This is a genomic window from Microbispora hainanensis (assembly GCF_036186745.1).
In the GTDB taxonomy this organism is placed as follows: Bacteria; Actinomycetota; Actinomycetes; order Streptosporangiales; family Streptosporangiaceae; genus Microbispora.
Genome location: NZ_CP108086.1, coordinates 6,750,384 through 6,765,215, shown reverse-complemented (window position 1 = coordinate 6,765,215; position 14,832 = coordinate 6,750,384). Strand labels below are relative to the sequence as shown.

The 14,832-nt window shown below is 69.7% G+C and carries 12 protein-coding genes; 10 read left to right on the top strand and 2 right to left on the bottom strand.

Going from position 1 to position 14,832, the window contains the following annotated elements:
• Positions 1–142: 142 nt before the first annotated feature.
• From OHB01_RS31185 to OHB01_RS31150, 8 genes are all read left to right on the top strand, one after another.
• On the top strand, positions 143–1,135 hold the full coding sequence (locus tag OHB01_RS31185; protein ID WP_142649652.1) for an ABC transporter permease: 993 nt from the start codon (positions 143–145) through the stop codon (positions 1,133–1,135).
• Complete coding sequence (locus OHB01_RS31180) at positions 1,129–2,004, top strand: carbohydrate ABC transporter permease (protein WP_142649651.1); 876 nt, start codon at positions 1,129–1,131, stop codon at positions 2,002–2,004. The genes OHB01_RS31185 and OHB01_RS31180 overlap by 7 nt, the downstream gene beginning before the upstream one ends.
• A 76-nt stretch (positions 2,005–2,080) precedes the next feature.
• Positions 2,081–3,751 carry an extracellular solute-binding protein gene (locus OHB01_RS31175; protein ID WP_142649650.1) on the top strand — a complete coding sequence of 557 codons (1,671 nt, stop codon included), beginning with the start codon at positions 2,081–2,083 and terminating at the stop codon, positions 3,749–3,751.
• 67 nt (positions 3,752–3,818) lie between these two features.
• Positions 3,819–5,384, top strand: a complete 1,566-nt coding sequence (locus tag OHB01_RS31170) for a GH39 family glycosyl hydrolase (RefSeq protein WP_328854369.1) — start codon at positions 3,819–3,821, stop codon at positions 5,382–5,384.
• The gene (locus OHB01_RS31165) at positions 5,381–6,115 is read left to right on the top strand and encodes a hypothetical protein (protein ID WP_147944264.1); all 735 of its coding nucleotides are present in this window, start codon (positions 5,381–5,383) and stop codon (positions 6,113–6,115) included. The genes OHB01_RS31170 and OHB01_RS31165 overlap by 4 nt, the downstream gene beginning before the upstream one ends.
• On the top strand, positions 6,102–8,126 hold the full coding sequence (locus OHB01_RS31160; protein WP_328854368.1) for an alpha-glucuronidase family glycosyl hydrolase: 2,025 nt from the start codon (positions 6,102–6,104) through the stop codon (positions 8,124–8,126). The genes OHB01_RS31165 and OHB01_RS31160 overlap by 14 nt, the downstream gene beginning before the upstream one ends.
• 149 nt (positions 8,127–8,275) lie before the next feature.
• Positions 8,276–9,478, top strand: a complete 1,203-nt coding sequence (locus tag OHB01_RS31155; RefSeq protein ID WP_328854367.1) for an SGNH/GDSL hydrolase family protein — start codon at positions 8,276–8,278, stop codon at positions 9,476–9,478.
• A gap of 129 nt (positions 9,479–9,607) precedes the next feature.
• Entirely contained in the window at positions 9,608–10,063 is a 456-nt protein-coding gene (locus OHB01_RS31150) for a GNAT family N-acetyltransferase (protein WP_328854366.1), read from the top strand.
• An 8-nt stretch (positions 10,064–10,071) separates the two neighbouring features.
• On the opposite strand, the gene OHB01_RS31145 is transcribed toward OHB01_RS31150, so the two are convergent.
• A complete protein-coding gene (locus OHB01_RS31145) occupies positions 10,072–10,539 on the bottom strand; it encodes a MarR family winged helix-turn-helix transcriptional regulator (protein WP_328854365.1) in 468 nt (155 codons plus the stop codon).
• Between the two features lie 257 nt (positions 10,540–10,796).
• Between OHB01_RS31145 and OHB01_RS31140 the strand changes: the two genes are divergently transcribed.
• Positions 10,797–12,227 carry a PHB depolymerase family esterase gene (locus OHB01_RS31140; protein ID WP_328854364.1) on the top strand — a complete coding sequence of 477 codons (1,431 nt, stop codon included), beginning with the start codon at positions 10,797–10,799 and terminating at the stop codon, positions 12,225–12,227.
• Positions 12,228–12,365: 138 nt separating this feature from the next.
• On the opposite strand, the gene OHB01_RS31135 is transcribed toward OHB01_RS31140, so the two are convergent.
• The gene (locus OHB01_RS31135) at positions 12,366–13,199 is read right to left on the bottom strand and encodes a PaaX family transcriptional regulator C-terminal domain-containing protein (protein ID WP_205830644.1); all 834 of its coding nucleotides are present in this window, start codon (positions 13,197–13,199) and stop codon (positions 12,366–12,368) included.
• 278 nt (positions 13,200–13,477) lie between these two features.
• Between OHB01_RS31135 and OHB01_RS31130 the strand changes: the two genes are divergently transcribed.
• Positions 13,478–14,824, top strand: coding sequence for an MFS transporter (locus OHB01_RS31130; RefSeq protein ID WP_142649644.1), 1,347 nt, complete (start codon positions 13,478–13,480; stop codon positions 14,822–14,824).
• Positions 14,825–14,832: the final 8 nt, after the last annotated feature.

Here is a 14,832-nt window from a genome sequence, read left to right as displayed (position 1 = left end):
ATTTCCGCAATATTAATGGCAACTTTCGAAACTTTCGGTTCGCGCTGCCATGCCGCTTTTCGGGGCGGGGTGCGCGAAGCCGCCCCAATCGGCGGCCGCACGCGCCGCCGTGGATCCGTTCCGATGGCATCGGAGGCACGGGATGAGTACCACCAGGGCGATCGACGCGTCGCCGGACACCGGGGATCGCCGGCGGGCGAGGCCCGATCCCGCCCGTGCGCGGCGCCCGCCGCGCCGCACCTGGCGCCAGGCGTTACGCCGTGATTGGCAGCTCTACTCGCTGGCGATCCTTCCGCTGCTGTTCTTCGTGATCTTCCGGTATCTGCCGATGATCGGGAACGTCATCGCCTTCCGGAAGTTCCAGCCCGGCGGCAGCGTGCTCGGCGAGGAATGGGTCGGCCTTCGCTACGTGAAGATGTTCCTGAACGACCCGTCGTTCTGGCAGGTGTTCACCAACACCGTGGTCATCGGCGCGCTGACCCTGCTGTTCTGCTTCCCCACGCCGATCGTGCTCGCCCTGCTGATCAACGAGCTGCGCGGCCGCAAGATCAAGCGCTTCGTCCAGTCGGTGTCCTACCTGCCGCACTTCCTGTCGATGGTGATCGTGGCCGGGCTGGTCATGGAGATGCTGTCGGTGGACGGCCCGGTCAACCAGCTCCTGCGCGCGGCCGGCAGCGAGCCCATCGCTTTCCTGCAGGAGGCGGGGTGGTTCCGGACGATCTACGTCTCCTCCGAGATGTGGCAGACGGTCGGCTGGGGGACGATCATCTACCTCGCCGCGCTCACGACCATCGACGAGCAGTTGTACGAGGCCGCCAGGATCGACGGCGCGAGCCGCTGGCGGCAGGTCTGGCACGTGACCCTCCCCGGCATCCGGCCGACCGCGATGACCCTGCTGATCCTCAACATCGGCACGTTCATGGCCGTGGGCTTCGAGAAGATCCTGCTGCTCTACAACCCGCTGACGTATCCCACCGCCGATGTGATCTCCACGTACCTCTACCGGATGGGCATCGTCTCCAACAGCTTCAGCTACGCCGCGGCGATCGGCCTGTTCGAGGCCGTGATCGGGCTGGCCCTGGTCATGTCGGCGAACCTGATCTCCCGGCGCACGGTGGGGACGAGCCTGTGGTAACCGTCGACAGGACCCGGGGCTACCGGGTGTTCCGGGTCGTGAACACGATCATCCTGACCGTGGTCGTGCTCGTCACCCTGTATCCGTTCGTCAACATCGTCGCCCGGTCGTTCAGCGACGAGTTCGCCATCCGGGCCGGCAAGGTCAACCTCGTTCCCGTCGGGTTCACCTTCCGTACGTACGAGTTCGTGGCCTCCGACCCCACGTTCTGGACCAACTACCGCAACACGGTGGTCTACACGGTCGTCGCCACGGCCATCGCGATGGTGATGACCACGTGCTACGCGTACGTGCTGTCGAAGAAGCACCTGAAGGGCCGCACGGTCCTCATCGGGATCGCGGTCTTCACGATGTTCTTCACCGGCGGGCTCATCCCCAACTACATCCTCATCTCCAGCCTCGGGCTGAAGGACAGCATCTGGGCCATCGTCCTGCCGAACGCGATCAGCGTCTTCAACCTCCTGGTGATGAAGGCGTTCTTCGAGGGCCTGCCGGTCGAGCTGGAGGAGGCCGCCGCGATCGACGGCATGAGCACCTACGGCATCCTGTTCCGGATCGTGCTGCCGCTGTCGAAGGCGGTCCTCGCGACGATGGTGCTGTTCTACGCCGTGTCGTTCTGGAACTCGTGGTTCGCGGCCTTCCTCTACATGAGCCAGAACGACCTGTTCCCGGTGACCGTCTACCTGCGCAACCTCATCGCCGGCGCCACCACGGGCACGTCCGTCGGCGCCGACGCCACCGACATGACCGTGGCCACCAACATCAAGTCCGTGACGATGGTGCTCACGGTCATCCCGATCCTGGTGGTCTACCCGTTCGTCCAGCGCTACTTCGTCAAGGGCGTCATGCTCGGCGCGGTGAAGGGATAACACGCCGGACCTCTCATTCCGCATTCACTCAGCCCGTTTCCCCAGCTCATTTCACCAGGGAGAGGACCCCCCTTTCATGTACGAGATCAACCGGCGTCAGGCGATGGTCGCCGTGGGAGCCTTCCTCGCTCTCGCCGCCTGCAGCACCGACGGCGACGGCGGCGACTCCGGCGGCGCCAAGCAGAGCGGTGACGACTTCGCGGCGAACCGGGACGGCGCGATGGCCGACTACGGCGTCGGCAAGACGTTCAAGGCCGCTGCCCCGCTCACGTTCAGCATCCTCTACAACAATCACCCGTTCTATCCGATCAAGAACGACTGGCTGTTCTGGTCGGAGCTGACCAAGCGCACCAACGTGACGCTGGAGCCGAACGTGGTGCCGCTGAGCGACTACGAGAACAAGCGCAGCCTGATGATCGGCGCGGGCGACGCTCCCCTGATCATCCCGAAGACCTACCCGGGCCAGGAGACCCCCTTCGTCGCCTCGGGCAGCGTCCTGCCGGTCAGCGACTATCTCGACCTGATGCCGAACTTCAAGGAGAAGGTCGCCAAGTGGAACCTGCAGGCCGACCTTGACACGCTCCGGCAGGCGGACGGCCGTTTCTACCTGCTCCCCGGTCTCCACGAGGACTACTGGACGGACTACACGCTCGTGGTGCGCAGCGACATCCTCGACAAGCTCGGGCTGGAGATCCCGCAGACCTGGGACGACGTGCACAACATGCTGAAGGCGATGAAGGCGGAGTATCCCGACTCCTATCCCTACTCGGACCGTTGGGGCATCCCCACGCCGGGCGGCGCCATGCTGAACCAGGTCTTCGGTCTGGGCAGCGGCGCACGCGGCGGCTGGGGCTTCACGACCGGCATCACGTGGGACCCCAACGCGCAGAAGTTCGCCTTCACCGGCGCCATGGAGCAGTACAAGCAGATGCTGCAGTTCCTCCACACGCTGGTGGAGGAGAAGCTGCTCGACCCGGAGAGCTTCACGCAGCAGGACGACCAGGCGATCCAGAAGCTGGCGTCCGGCAAGTCCTTCGTGATCAGCGGCAACGCCCAGACGCTGGTGAACGAGTATCGCCCGCCCCTGAAGAAGGCCAACCCGAAGGCGAAGCTCATCAAGATCCCGGTGCCCATCGGGCCGCAGGGGCCGGTCAAGGCCGACGCCAACGACAGCCGGCTGGAGAACGGCATCATGATCTCCAAGAAGGCCCGCGACAGCAAGAACTTCGTCGCGATGATGCAGTTCATCGACTGGCTCTGGTACTCCGACGAGGGCCAGGTGTTCGCCAAGTGGGGCATCGAGGGGACCACCTACACCAAGGACGCCTCCGGCAAGTACCAGCTGGCGAAGGACGTCGACTTCGTCGGCCTCAACCCCGGCGCGCCCAAGCACCTGCAGAAGGACTTCGGCTTCTCCAACGGCGTGTTCGCCTACGGCGGCAGCACCGAACTGCTCCAGTCGACCTTCTCCGAGGAGGAGATCGAATGGCAGAAGACGATGAACGCCAGGCAGGCGCTGCCGCCGAAGCCGCCGAGCCCGCTCAACGACGAGGAGCGCGAGCAGGCCGCGCTGTGGCAGACCCCGCTGAAGGACCACGCCACCCAGAACACGCTCGAGTTCATCCTCGGCAAGCGGAGCTTCGACGAGTGGGACGCCTACGTCAAGGAACTCGAGGCGAAGAACATGACGTCCTACGTCAACCTCGTCAACAGCGCGTACGAGCGCTACAAGAAGGAGCACGGCTGACCGGCCCGTGCCGGCCGTGCCTGACCCACGGCCGGCACGTGTTTTCCGGAACGGCGAGCGAAGGACGATGATGCGCGACCCTGCCCCCGATGTCCCTGATGTCCACGAGATCCCGAGCAGGCTGCCGGACGCCTGGCGGTTCTGCGTCGGCACCGGACGCTTCGACCTGGCCCTGCGCCGGGACTACCAGGAATCTCTGGCGCTGGTGCAGCGGGAGATCGGCTTCCGGCACATCCGGGGGCACGGGTTGCTGAGCGACGGGGTGGGCGTCCATCGGCCGTACGAGCACGGCGGCCGGCGGCACGTGCGGCACGTGTTCACCTACGTCGACCAGGTGATCGACGCCTACCTCGGCCTCGGGATCGCGCCCTTCCTCGAACTGGGCTTCATGCCCTCCGGGCTCGCGTCCGGAGAGCAGACCGTGTTCTGGTGGCACGGCAACATCACCCCGCCCCGCGACTGGCACGAGTGGGCCGCGCTGGTGCGGGCCACGGTGACGCACCTCATCGACCGGTACGGGCTCGACCAGGTGCGCACCTGGCCGATCGAGGTGTGGAACGAGCCCAACCTCAAGGAGTTCTGGCTCGACGCCGACGAGGCGGCCTACCAGCGGCTCTACGAGGTGACCGTCAACACGATCAAGGACGTCGACGCCTCGCTCCAGGTGGGCGGGCCGGCCATCTCGCCCGGCTCCGACGACTGGCTGGTGCGCTTCGCCGACTTCGTCGTGGAACGGTCGCTGCCGATCGACTTCGTCAGCAGGCACGCCTACACTTCCGGCCCGGCGCGGCATGTGCCGTTCGGCGTGCACCAGACGCTGGGCCCGCCGTCGCGGCTGCTGGAGCAGTTCGCCCTGCCCCGGCAGCAGCTCAAGGGTGGCCCGCTGGCGGACCTGCCCGTGCACATCACCGAGTTCAACTCCTCCTACCGGCCCGACAACCCGATCCACGACACGGCCTTCAACGCCGCGTACCTCGCGCCGGTGCTGGCCACCGGGGGAGACCTGGCCGACTCCTTCTCCTACTGGACCTTCAGCGACGTGTTCGAGGAGGTGGGCGTGCCGACGTCGCTGTTCCACGGCGGCTTCGGCCTGCTGACCCACCGCCAGATCAAGAAGCCGACCTATCACCTGTACGCCTTCATGGCCCGCATGGGCGAGGAGATCCTGGCGCGCGGGCCGGACCACCTGGTCACCCGCGACGACACCGGCCGGGTCGCCGTGCTGGCCTGGGCGCCGGTGGACGTCACCGGGGGCCCGCCCGTGGACGGCCACAGGGTGCGGCTGTCGGTCCCGATCGGCTCCCCGTCCGGCTCCCCGGCGGGCTCGGCCTTCCTGCTGCGCTCGTCGGTGAGCGAGGAGAAGGGCAACGCCTGGCGGGCGTGGTGCGAGATGGGCCGCCCGGCCTCGCCCCGGCCCCGGCAGCTCGACGCGCTCAGGGAGGCGGCCGAGCCGGTCCGCACTCACCGCGGGCTGCCCATCGAGGACGGGCACGTCCACCTGGACGTCATCCTCGACCGCCACGAGGTCACCCTGCTGGAGATCACCCCGGTGATCGACGAGACCCCGCCCTGGGCGGCAGGGCAGGACCACCGCCGCCTGCTGGGCCTGGACGACCAGGGAGACCCCCGATGACCGAGACGACGATCCGGCGGTTCGGCCAGGGACCGCTCTCCCGTGTCTCCGCGCTGGTCTACACGCTGCTCACGGTCGAGTTCCTGATCGTGGCCACCACCCTGCCCGGCCTGGCCGGGCTCGTCCTGCTCGACCGCGACGCCGCCAACGTCCCGCTGGCCGTGGCGTGCGCGCTTCCGGCCGGTCCGGCGCTGTCCGCCGCACTGTACGCGCTGCACCGGCGGAGGCTGGACCTGGCCGACCTCCACCCGGCGTCCGCGTTCTGGCGCGGCTACCGGATGAACATCGGCGGCGTGCTGAAGCTGTACGTTCCGTGGCTGGCGGGGCTGACCGTCCTCGGGACGACGTTCGCCAACTTCGGCGCGGCGGGCGTGCCGGGCTGGTGGGCGGTCCTGCTCGCCGTCGTGGCGCTCGCGACGGCCCTGTGGGGCGCGAACGCGCTCGTGATCACGTCGCTGTTCGCGTTCCGCGCGAGGGACGTCGCCCGCCTGGCCGTCTACTTCCTGTTCTCCACGCCCCGCGTCGCGCTCGGCAACGCCTGCCTCGCCGTCGTCGCGGCCGGGGTCACGCTGGTCGCCACCGAGGCCGCGCTGACGCTGCTCGGCTCGGTGTTCGCGGCGGCGCTGCTGCTGAACAGCAGGCCGCTGATCGCCGAGGTCACGGAGAAGTTCACCGTTCAAGGCGCGACCGCTCAGGGCGATTCCCCGGAGGGGCCACGTGACGACTCCTGATCGCGTCCATCCCGCCTGGCTGCCGCCGGAGGCGTTCCGGGCGATCGGCTCGCGCCGCACGCTCGTGCTCGGCGACGGGCTCCTCGCCGAGACCGTGCACGACGAGGTGGCCCAGGCGTCCGCCCGGTACGGCGGAAGCGTCCGCCGGGCCGGTGACGGGCCGTACGACCTCGTGCTCGCGCTCACGACCGCCGAGGCCCTGCCGGGCGTCGCGGGCGAGGTCCGCCCCGATTCCGCGATCGGCGACGAGGGCTATGTGCTCGCCCGCAGGGACGGCGTCACCGTGGTGCTCGCCGACGAGCCCGCCGGGCTGCTCTACGGCCTGTTCCACGTCGTACGGCTCGGGGAGCGGGCGTTCGCGGGGGAGCGGCCGGCCGAGCATCACCGGCCGGCGGTGCGGCGGCGCATGCTCGACCACTGGGACAACGTCGACGTGCATCCCGTGATGGGCCAGGTCGAACGCGGCTACGCGGGCGGGTCCGTCTTCTGGCGCGACGGCGCCCCGCGCGGCGACCTGGCGCGGGTGCGCGCCTACGCCCGGCTGCTGGCCGCGTGCGGCATCAACGCGATCTCCGTGAACAACGTGAACGTGCACGCCACCGAGGCCCACCTGCTGACGGACCGGCTCGGCGACGTCGCCGCGCTCGCGGACGTGTTCCGGCCGTACGGGATCAGGGTGCACCTGTCGGTGAGCTTCGCCTCGCCGGTCGTCGTCGGAGGGTTGCCGACCTCCGACCCGCTGGACGAGGACGTGCGCAAGTGGTGGGCGGACGTCACCGGCCGGGTCTACGACACGATCCCCGACTTCGGCGGATATGTCGTGAAAGCAGATTCGGAGGGGCAGCCCGGCCCGTTCGCGTACGGGCGCGACCACGCCGACGGCGCGAACCTGCTGGCCGAGGCGCTGGCGCCGTACGGCGGGGTCGTGCACTGGCGGGCCTTCGTCTACAACCACCGGCAGGACTGGCGCGACCGCTCCACCGACCGGGCCCGCGCCGCCTACGACCACTTCGCGCCGCTCGACGGGCGGTTCCGCGACAACGTGATCCTCCAGGTGAAGCACGGCCCGATCGACTTCCAGCCGCGCGAACCGGTGTCGCCGGTCATCGCGGCCATGCCCGCCACCCGCGTGGCGGTGGAGCTCCAGGTGACGCAGGAGTACACCGGTCAGCAGCGGCACGTCTGCTATCTCGCGCCGATGTGGCGCGAGGTGCTCGGCTTCCGCCCCTGGGGCGCCGACCGCGCCGACGTGGCCGATCTCGTCGGCGGCGGCGACCTGGTGGCGGTCTCCAACGTCGGCGACGACCCCTACTGGACCGGCCACCCGCTCGCCCAGGCCAACCTGTACGCCTTCGGACGCCTGGCCTGGGAGCCGCGCCTGGACCCGGTGGCGATCCTCGACGAGTGGATCGACCTCACCTTCGTCCCGGCGGCGACGGGGGACACCGAGCGGCTGCGGCGCACGCTGCACGAGATCATGGACGACTCCTGGCGCACCTACGAGCGCTACACCGCCCCGCTGGGCGTCGGGTTCATGGTCCGTCCTGGCCACCACTACGGGCCCGACGTGGACGGATACGAGTACACGCCGTGGGGCACCTACCACTTCGCCGACCGCGACGGCGTCGGCGTCGACCGCACCCGCGCCACCGGCACCGGCTTCACCGGCCAGTATCCGCCGCCGTGGTCGGAGGTCTACGAGTCGCTCGCCGACTGTCCCGACGAGCTGCTGCTGTTCTTCCACCACGTCCCGTACGGGCACGTGCTGCGCAGCGGGTCGACGGTCATCCAGCACATCTACGACACCCATTTCGCGGGCGCCGAGCAGGCGGCCGAGGCCGGACGGCGATGGGAGGAGGCCGTGGGGTTGTTCGACCCGGCCCTGCACACCCGGGTGAAGGACCTCCTGGACGAGCAGATCCGCTGCGCGGAGGAGTGGCGCGACCAGATCAACGCCTACTTCTTCCGCAAGTCGGGCGTCCCCGACGCGCACGGGCGGCGCATCCCATGACGGCGCCTGCCGCGGACGGGCACTCTGTTCCGGGCGGACATCGGGCTGTTCCTGACGGACACTGTGCTGTTCCGGGCGGACATCGGGCTGTTCCGGGCGGACACTGTGCTGTTCCGGGCGGACACCGGGCTGTTCCGGGCGGACACTGGGTGCCCACCTGGACGGCGATGCCGCAGCTGACCGAGCCCGACAACATGCCGCCTCCGCCGTTCACCCGCAACGACTGTGTCCTCGCCGATGCCACGCTCCGGCAGACCGTACGGGTCTCGGTGGGCGGGCGGCGGATCCGCCTGCGGGTGTCGAACGCCTTCGGCGGCTCGGCGCTGCCTCTCACGAAGGTCACCGTGGCGCTGCCGGCCGGGGGACGGGCCGGGGTGAGCGCGGTCGAGCCGGGGACGGTGCGGCCGGTGACCTTCCGCGGGCGCGCGCCGGTGACGATCCCCGCAGGGGCGCAGGCGGTCTCCGACCCGCTGGAGATCGAGGTGGCACCCCGGTCGAACCTCGCCGTGACCGTCTATCTGGCCGAGGGCCAGCGCTCGGCGCACATCACCTCGCATCCGGGCTCGCGGACCACCTCCCACCTGCTGGCCGGAGACCACGCCGACGCCGCCGACCTGCCCGGCGCGACCCCGGTGGACCACTGGTACTTCCTCGGCGGCGTGGAGGTGTGGGCCGAGCCCTCGGTCGCCGCGGTGGCGGTGGTGGGCGACTCCCTGTCCGACGGCCGGGGCTCGACCACCAACGGCAACGACCGCTGGCCCGACCGGCTGCTCGACCGCCTGCTGACCCGGCACGGCATGGACGGCGTCGCGGTGCTCAACCAGGCGGCCGGCGGCAACCGGGTGCTCAACGACGGCCTCGGCCCCAACGCGCTGGCCCGGCTGGACCGTGACGTGCTCGCCCAGAGCGGCGTGGCGTGGCTGGTCCTGTTCGAGGGGGTCAACGACATCGGCACCGCCGAGGCGAGCCCGGCCGCGCAGAAGCAGGTGGCCGACGACCTCGTCTTCGCCTACGACCAGATCGTCACGCGGGCGCACGCACGGGGCATCCGCGTGTACGGCGCGACGCTGACGCCGTTCGGCGGCCACGACGGCTACGACGACGCGCAGGGCCGGCGTGAGCGGGCCCGGCGGGTGGTCAACGAGTGGATCCGCACCGGCCGCCGGTTCGACGCGGTGATCGACTTCGACCACGCCGTCCGCGACCCGGCCGATCCCCGCCGCCTGCTCGCGGCGTACGACGTGGGCGACCACCTGCACCTGAACCCGGCTGGATACCAGGCCCTCGCCGACTCCGTGCCCGCCGGCCTGTTCCGGTGGGAGCCGCCGCCACCCGGCTTCGGGTTCGCCTAATGGGAGCTACCGGGTCGGTCCGATCGGGCGGACCTGCCGTGCTGGTGCCCCGTGAAGTCACTAGAGTGGCGTCCGGCCGTGGTTTCCCGACCACCGGCGTCACCGACCGTCCCGGGACGAACGAGCGCGATGAGGATCATCGAGGACGACCTGTCAGGCCCGCAGATCGCCGAGTTCCTGTGGGAACACGTGCGGGAGATGCGGTCCATCACGCCGCCGGAGAGCAAGCACGCTCTCGATCTCGACGGCCTGCGCGCGCCCGAGGTCACGTTCTGGTCGGTGATGGACGGCGACGTCGTCGTGGGCTGCGGCGCCATCAAGAGGCTCGACCCGGCGCACGCCGAGCTGAAGTCGATGCGCACGTCGGCGGCGCGCAAGCGCAGCGGGATCGCGTCCCTGCTGCTGGAGCACATCATCGGCGAGGCCCGGCGGATGGGCTTCACCCGGCTGAGCCTGGAGACCGGCTCGGCCGACTTCTTCCTGCCCGCACGACGGCTGTACGAGAAGTTCGGGTTCCGCTACTGCGAACCCTTCGCCGACTATCGGCCCGACCCGCTCAGCGTGTTCATGACCAGGCTGCTGTGACGACGTCGTCAGTACGCGTCGGGGCGCAGGGCCCGGGCGCACACGGTGAGGCCGTCTCGCAGGATCTCCCGCGTGGTGTCGTCGACCTTTTCGAGCATCACCGTTTCGATGGCGTCGAGTGAGCTGTCGCAGCTCCGCAGCACGGCCGTCCCCTCGGGAGTGAGGCGGGCGCACAGGGTGCGGCCGCCGTTCGGGTGCGGATCGCGGCGGATCAGGCCGCGCCGTTCCAGGTCGCGGATGACGAGGTTCATCGCCTGCGGCGTGACGAAGGCGATGCGGGCCAGCTCCGCAGACGACACCCCATCGCGTGTGCGCAGCTCACTGAGCGCCATGTATTCGGTCGTGGTGACGCCGTGCCTGGCGAGCGTGTCGTCCAGGCGGGCGCGGATGCGGCGCTCCAGGCGGAACACCAGGTAGCTCAGGCGGGCCGCGGGGGCGGCGGGCCGAGCGGCGGGGCGGGTGCGGCGGGCGGTCACCGGACGACCATACCGCGCGATCTTCTAGATGTAAGTTTCGCGGCTGGGTATCAAGTTACTTGATAGCAAGTGCCTTGATATGCAGTGGAAACGCCTATTCGACCGCGAGGCGCTCGCGGACGTCCCTTGACCTCGGACCGACATTGCTTCTATACCGGCTGACGTCACGACTTCCGAGCGAACGGCGATTCCGGAACGTGCGCGGAATAGCGCATGGGAAAAGAGGGAACCGCCGCTGATCCGAGAAGGAGGAGCGGATGAAACGATTAATCGCGGCGGTCGCCGGCGCCGTCGCCGCGGTGCTGTGCGCCGCCGGGGCCCTGGTGTCGGTGGTGGTGTCCGCGCACCCTGCCGCCGCGGCCACGCTGACCGAGGTGACCGGCTTCGGCGCCAACCCCGGCAACCTGCGCATGCACCTGTACGTCCCGAACAACGTCCAGCAGAACCCGCCGATCGTGCTGGCCATGCACACATGTGGGGGCTCGGGGCCGGGCTTCTACTCGTCCACCGAGTTCGCCTCGCTGGCCGACCGCTATGGCTTCATCGTCATCTACCCGTCGGCCTCGAAGAAGATGAACTGCTTCGACAACTGGTCCGAGGCGTCCAAGGTGCGCGGCGGCCAGACCGACCCCGTGTCCCTCATGTCGATGATCACCTATGTCGAGCAGCAGTATCACGGTGACCCGAACCGGGTGTTCGCGACCGGCGCCTCCTCGGGCGCGATGATGACCAACGCGATGCTCGCCCTGTATCCCGAGGTGTTCAAGGCGGGCGCGGCGTTCATGGGCGTGCCGTTCACCTGCTTCCCCAACGAGGCGGCCTACAGCCCGGGCGGCAACTCCGCTCCGTGCGTGGGCAAGACCGCGCAGCAGTGGGGCGACGTGGTCCGCAACGCGAACCCGAGCTATCGGGGGCCGTGGCCGCGCATGCAGCTGTGGCACGGCACCAGCGACAACGTCGTGGCCTACGCCGAGCTGGACGAGGAGATCAAGCAGTGGACGAACGTCCACGGCCTGAGCCAGACGCCGACGACCACGGACACGCCGCAGTCCGGGTGGAGCCGCCGCCGCTACGCCGACTCCTCGGGGACCGTGCAGGTCGAGGCGTACACCATCCAGGGCGCGGGCCACAGCCTCCCCATGGGCGGCATGGCGGCCATCGCCATCCAGTTCTTCGGTCTCACCGGTAGCCCGAGCCCGAGCCCCAGCCCGAGCCCGAGCCCCAGCCCGAGCCCGAGCCCCAGCCCGTCCGCGAGTCCGTCCGCCAGTCCGTCCGCGAGCCCGAGCGCCAGTCCGTCTGCGAGCCCGAGCGCCAGTCCGTCTGCGAGCCCGTCCGCCAGTCCGTCCCCGAGCCCGTCGATTCCGCAGGGCGCCTCCTGCCGGATCACGTACCGGCCCAACTCCTGGAACGACGGCTTCACGGCGGACGTCACGATCACGAACACCGGCACCGCTCCCGTCAACGGCTGGACCGTCACCTGGACGTGGCCGGGCAACCAGCGGATCACCAACGCGTGGAACACCACCGTGACCCAGTCCGGCGCCCAGGTCACCGCGCGCAACGTCTCCTACAACCCCGCCATCCCCGCCGGAGGCAGCACGAACTTCGGCTTCCAGGGCACCTACAGCGGCACCAACACCGCACCGGCCGCCTTCGCCCTCAACGGCGCGGCCTGCACCATCGCCTGACCGGCCCCGGCCGCGCCGCGACGAGCCATCAGGGGGCGGCGCGGCCGGGCCTCAGACGGTCATAGGTCAGACCCGTCAGACGGTCATAGGTCAGATCCGTCAGACGGCCATAGGCCGGACACGTCAGACGGCCCGGTGTCAGACGGGCAGCGTGTCCAGGACGGTGGCGGCGATTCCGGCGGCGGGCGGCTCGTACCGCTGCGCGAGCGTCTGGAAGGTCCGCTCGGCCTGGATCGCCGGCCAGTCGCGGGGCAGGTGCTCGGCGGGCAGGTGCGGATCCTGGCGGACGAGATGCAGCCAGTCGGTGTGCAGCAGCAACTGCCGCGCCAGGTCGTCGGGCGCGCCGGGGAACGGCCGGGGGACGTCCCACTGGGCGAGGAACGCCCGGTAGCGCGCGGCGATCTGCTCGATGTCGAACGCCTTCCCGACGAGATCGGCCGCCTCGGTCGGCTTGAACGCCTTGGCGGTCAGCACGGTCACGTGGTCGCCCAGGTCGAGGGAGGCGAGCACGTCGGTGACGTCCTTGACGCCCGGCGCGATCCACAGCCCGCTCTGCAGCAGGCCGAAGCCGTCCCAGATGAGCCGCGACCGCAGGTCGTGCCGCGTGCTGCGGCGGCTGTCGGGGATCGAGAAGCCGACGACCGTCCACGTGCCGTCCCAGTCGCGGTTCACCGCGCCGGTCTCCCACACCCGTCTGCGCCCGTCCTCCAGGACCTCCACGGCATGCGGGGTCAGGCCGAAATACACCTTCCGTCCTTGCCGGTGCCGGGTCAGCAGGTTGCGCTTCACCATCCGCGCGAGCGTCGACCGTACGGCCTCCTCGGAGACGCCGAGGCGCGCGAAGACGTCGATGACGCTCCCCGAGTAGACGGCGATGTCGCGATGCAGCACGTAGATGCCGAGGAAGCTGAACATCAGGGACTGCGGGCGCAGGGATGGCGCCGCCTGGTCGTCTTCGCCGCCGAGGGTCACGAGCACAGGGTAGACCGAACCCGAACGTCATGCACATCTGTGACGACCGTCACATCACTGCCCGACATCTGAAGGTGTGCGACCCGGCGGCCACTCCGTCCGTGGGTGCGGCCGCCGGACGGGGTAGGCCGGAGAACGGGCGGCTCCGGGCGGGGTGCAGGTGCCCGGAACGGGCCGCCGTTACATATTGGGCAAACTATTGACGTCCGTTAGAAATATGCCTAACCTCCGGACGAGAAGGCGAGAGTCCAGCTCGCTCCCGGACGAGGAGCTCGGTCATGCCGAACCTGTCAGTCTCATCCCCCAACCCCGTTCAGCTTCGCCGCGCGGTGGCCTCCAGCTTCCTGGGCAGCGTCATCGAGTATTACGACTTCCTGCTCTACGCCACGGCCTCGGCGGTGGTCTTCAACAAGGTCTTCTTCTCCTCCCTCGACTCCCTCACCGCGACGGTCGCCAGTTTCGGCACCTTCGCGACCGGCTACCTGGCCAGGCCGCTCGGCGGCGTGATCTTCGGTCACTACGGCGACCGGCTGGGACGCAAGCGCATGCTCGTGCTGACCATGACCCTGATGGGCGTCGCGAGCTTCCTCATCGGCCTGCTGCCCACCTACGCGCAGATCGGCAGCCTCGCGCCGATCGCGCTCATCGTGCTCCGGGTCCTGCAGGGCGTCGCCGTCGGCGGCGAGTGGGGCGGCGCGGTGCTGATGTCCGCCGAGCACGCCACCGGCAGGCGCGGCCTGTGGGCGAGCTTCACCAACGCCGGAGCCCCCTTCGGCATGGTGCTGTCCACGGCGGTGCTCACCGGCACGGGCGCCGTCATGGACGAGCAGGCGTTCCTGAGCTGGGGCTGGCGGGTGCCGTTCCTGCTCAGCATCGCGCTGCTGGCGGTGGGCCTGTTCGTCCGGCTGCGGGTCGAGGAGACCCCGCTGTTCGAGGCCGTCAAGGAGCGGGCGTCCCGGCTGCCGCTGCTGGACGTGTTCCGCGACCACCCGAAGACCCTGCTGCTCGGGATCGGCGTCGGGCTGTCCGCCTTCGTGGCCCAGGGCACCCTCACCACTTATCTCATCGCGTACGGCGTGCGCGCCGGCTTCGCCCGGCAGGTGGTGCTGAACGCGCTCACGCTCTCGTCCGCGCTGGCCGTCCTGGGCATCGTCGGCTGGTCGGCGCTGTCCGACCGGGTCGGGCGCCGGCCGGTCGTGCTCGCGGGCGCGGTGCTCATGGCGGTGTTCGGCTTCGCGCTCTTCCCGATGGTCGACTCCGGCAACCAGGCTGTGCTCGCCATCGCGCTCGTGCTCGGCCAGTCGGTCGTCCACCCGTTGATGTACGGCCCGCTCGCGGCGTTGTACACCGAGCTGTTCGCCACCGGGAGCCGTTACACGGGAGCCTCGCTCGGCTACCAGATCGCCGGGCTCGGGGCGGGCCTCGCACCGCTGCTGTTCGCCCAGCTCGACGCCTCGACCGGAGGCGGCACGACGACGATCTCGGTGATCATCGCGGCCTGCTGCCTGCTCACCGTGGTCTGTGTCCTGGCGCTGCGCGAGACCAGCCGACACGACCTGGCCGCGGTCGCCGCCGGGCCCGCGTCCGGTCTCGCCGCCGACACGGCGAAACCATCCTCCGCCTGACCAAGGGG

Bases quoted from the DNA above. Each gene is read 5' to 3' on its own strand.
- OHB01_RS31185 (WP_142649652.1), top strand. From the start codon at position 143: ATGAGTACCACCAGGGCGATCGACGCGTCGCCGGACACCGGGGATCGC.
- OHB01_RS31175 (WP_142649650.1), top strand. From the start codon at position 2,081: ATGTACGAGATCAACCGGCGTCAGGCGATGGTCGCCGTGGGAGCCTTC.
- OHB01_RS31170 (WP_328854369.1), top strand. From the start codon at position 3,819: ATGATGCGCGACCCTGCCCCCGATGTCCCTGATGTCCACGAGATCCCG.
- OHB01_RS31165 (WP_147944264.1), top strand. From the start codon at position 5,381: ATGACCGAGACGACGATCCGGCGGTTCGGCCAGGGACCGCTCTCCCGT.
- OHB01_RS31150 (WP_328854366.1), top strand. From the start codon at position 9,608: ATGAGGATCATCGAGGACGACCTGTCAGGCCCGCAGATCGCCGAGTTC.
- OHB01_RS31140 (WP_328854364.1), top strand. From the start codon at position 10,797: ATGAAACGATTAATCGCGGCGGTCGCCGGCGCCGTCGCCGCGGTGCTG.
- OHB01_RS31130 (WP_142649644.1), top strand. From the start codon at position 13,478: ATGCCGAACCTGTCAGTCTCATCCCCCAACCCCGTTCAGCTTCGCCGC.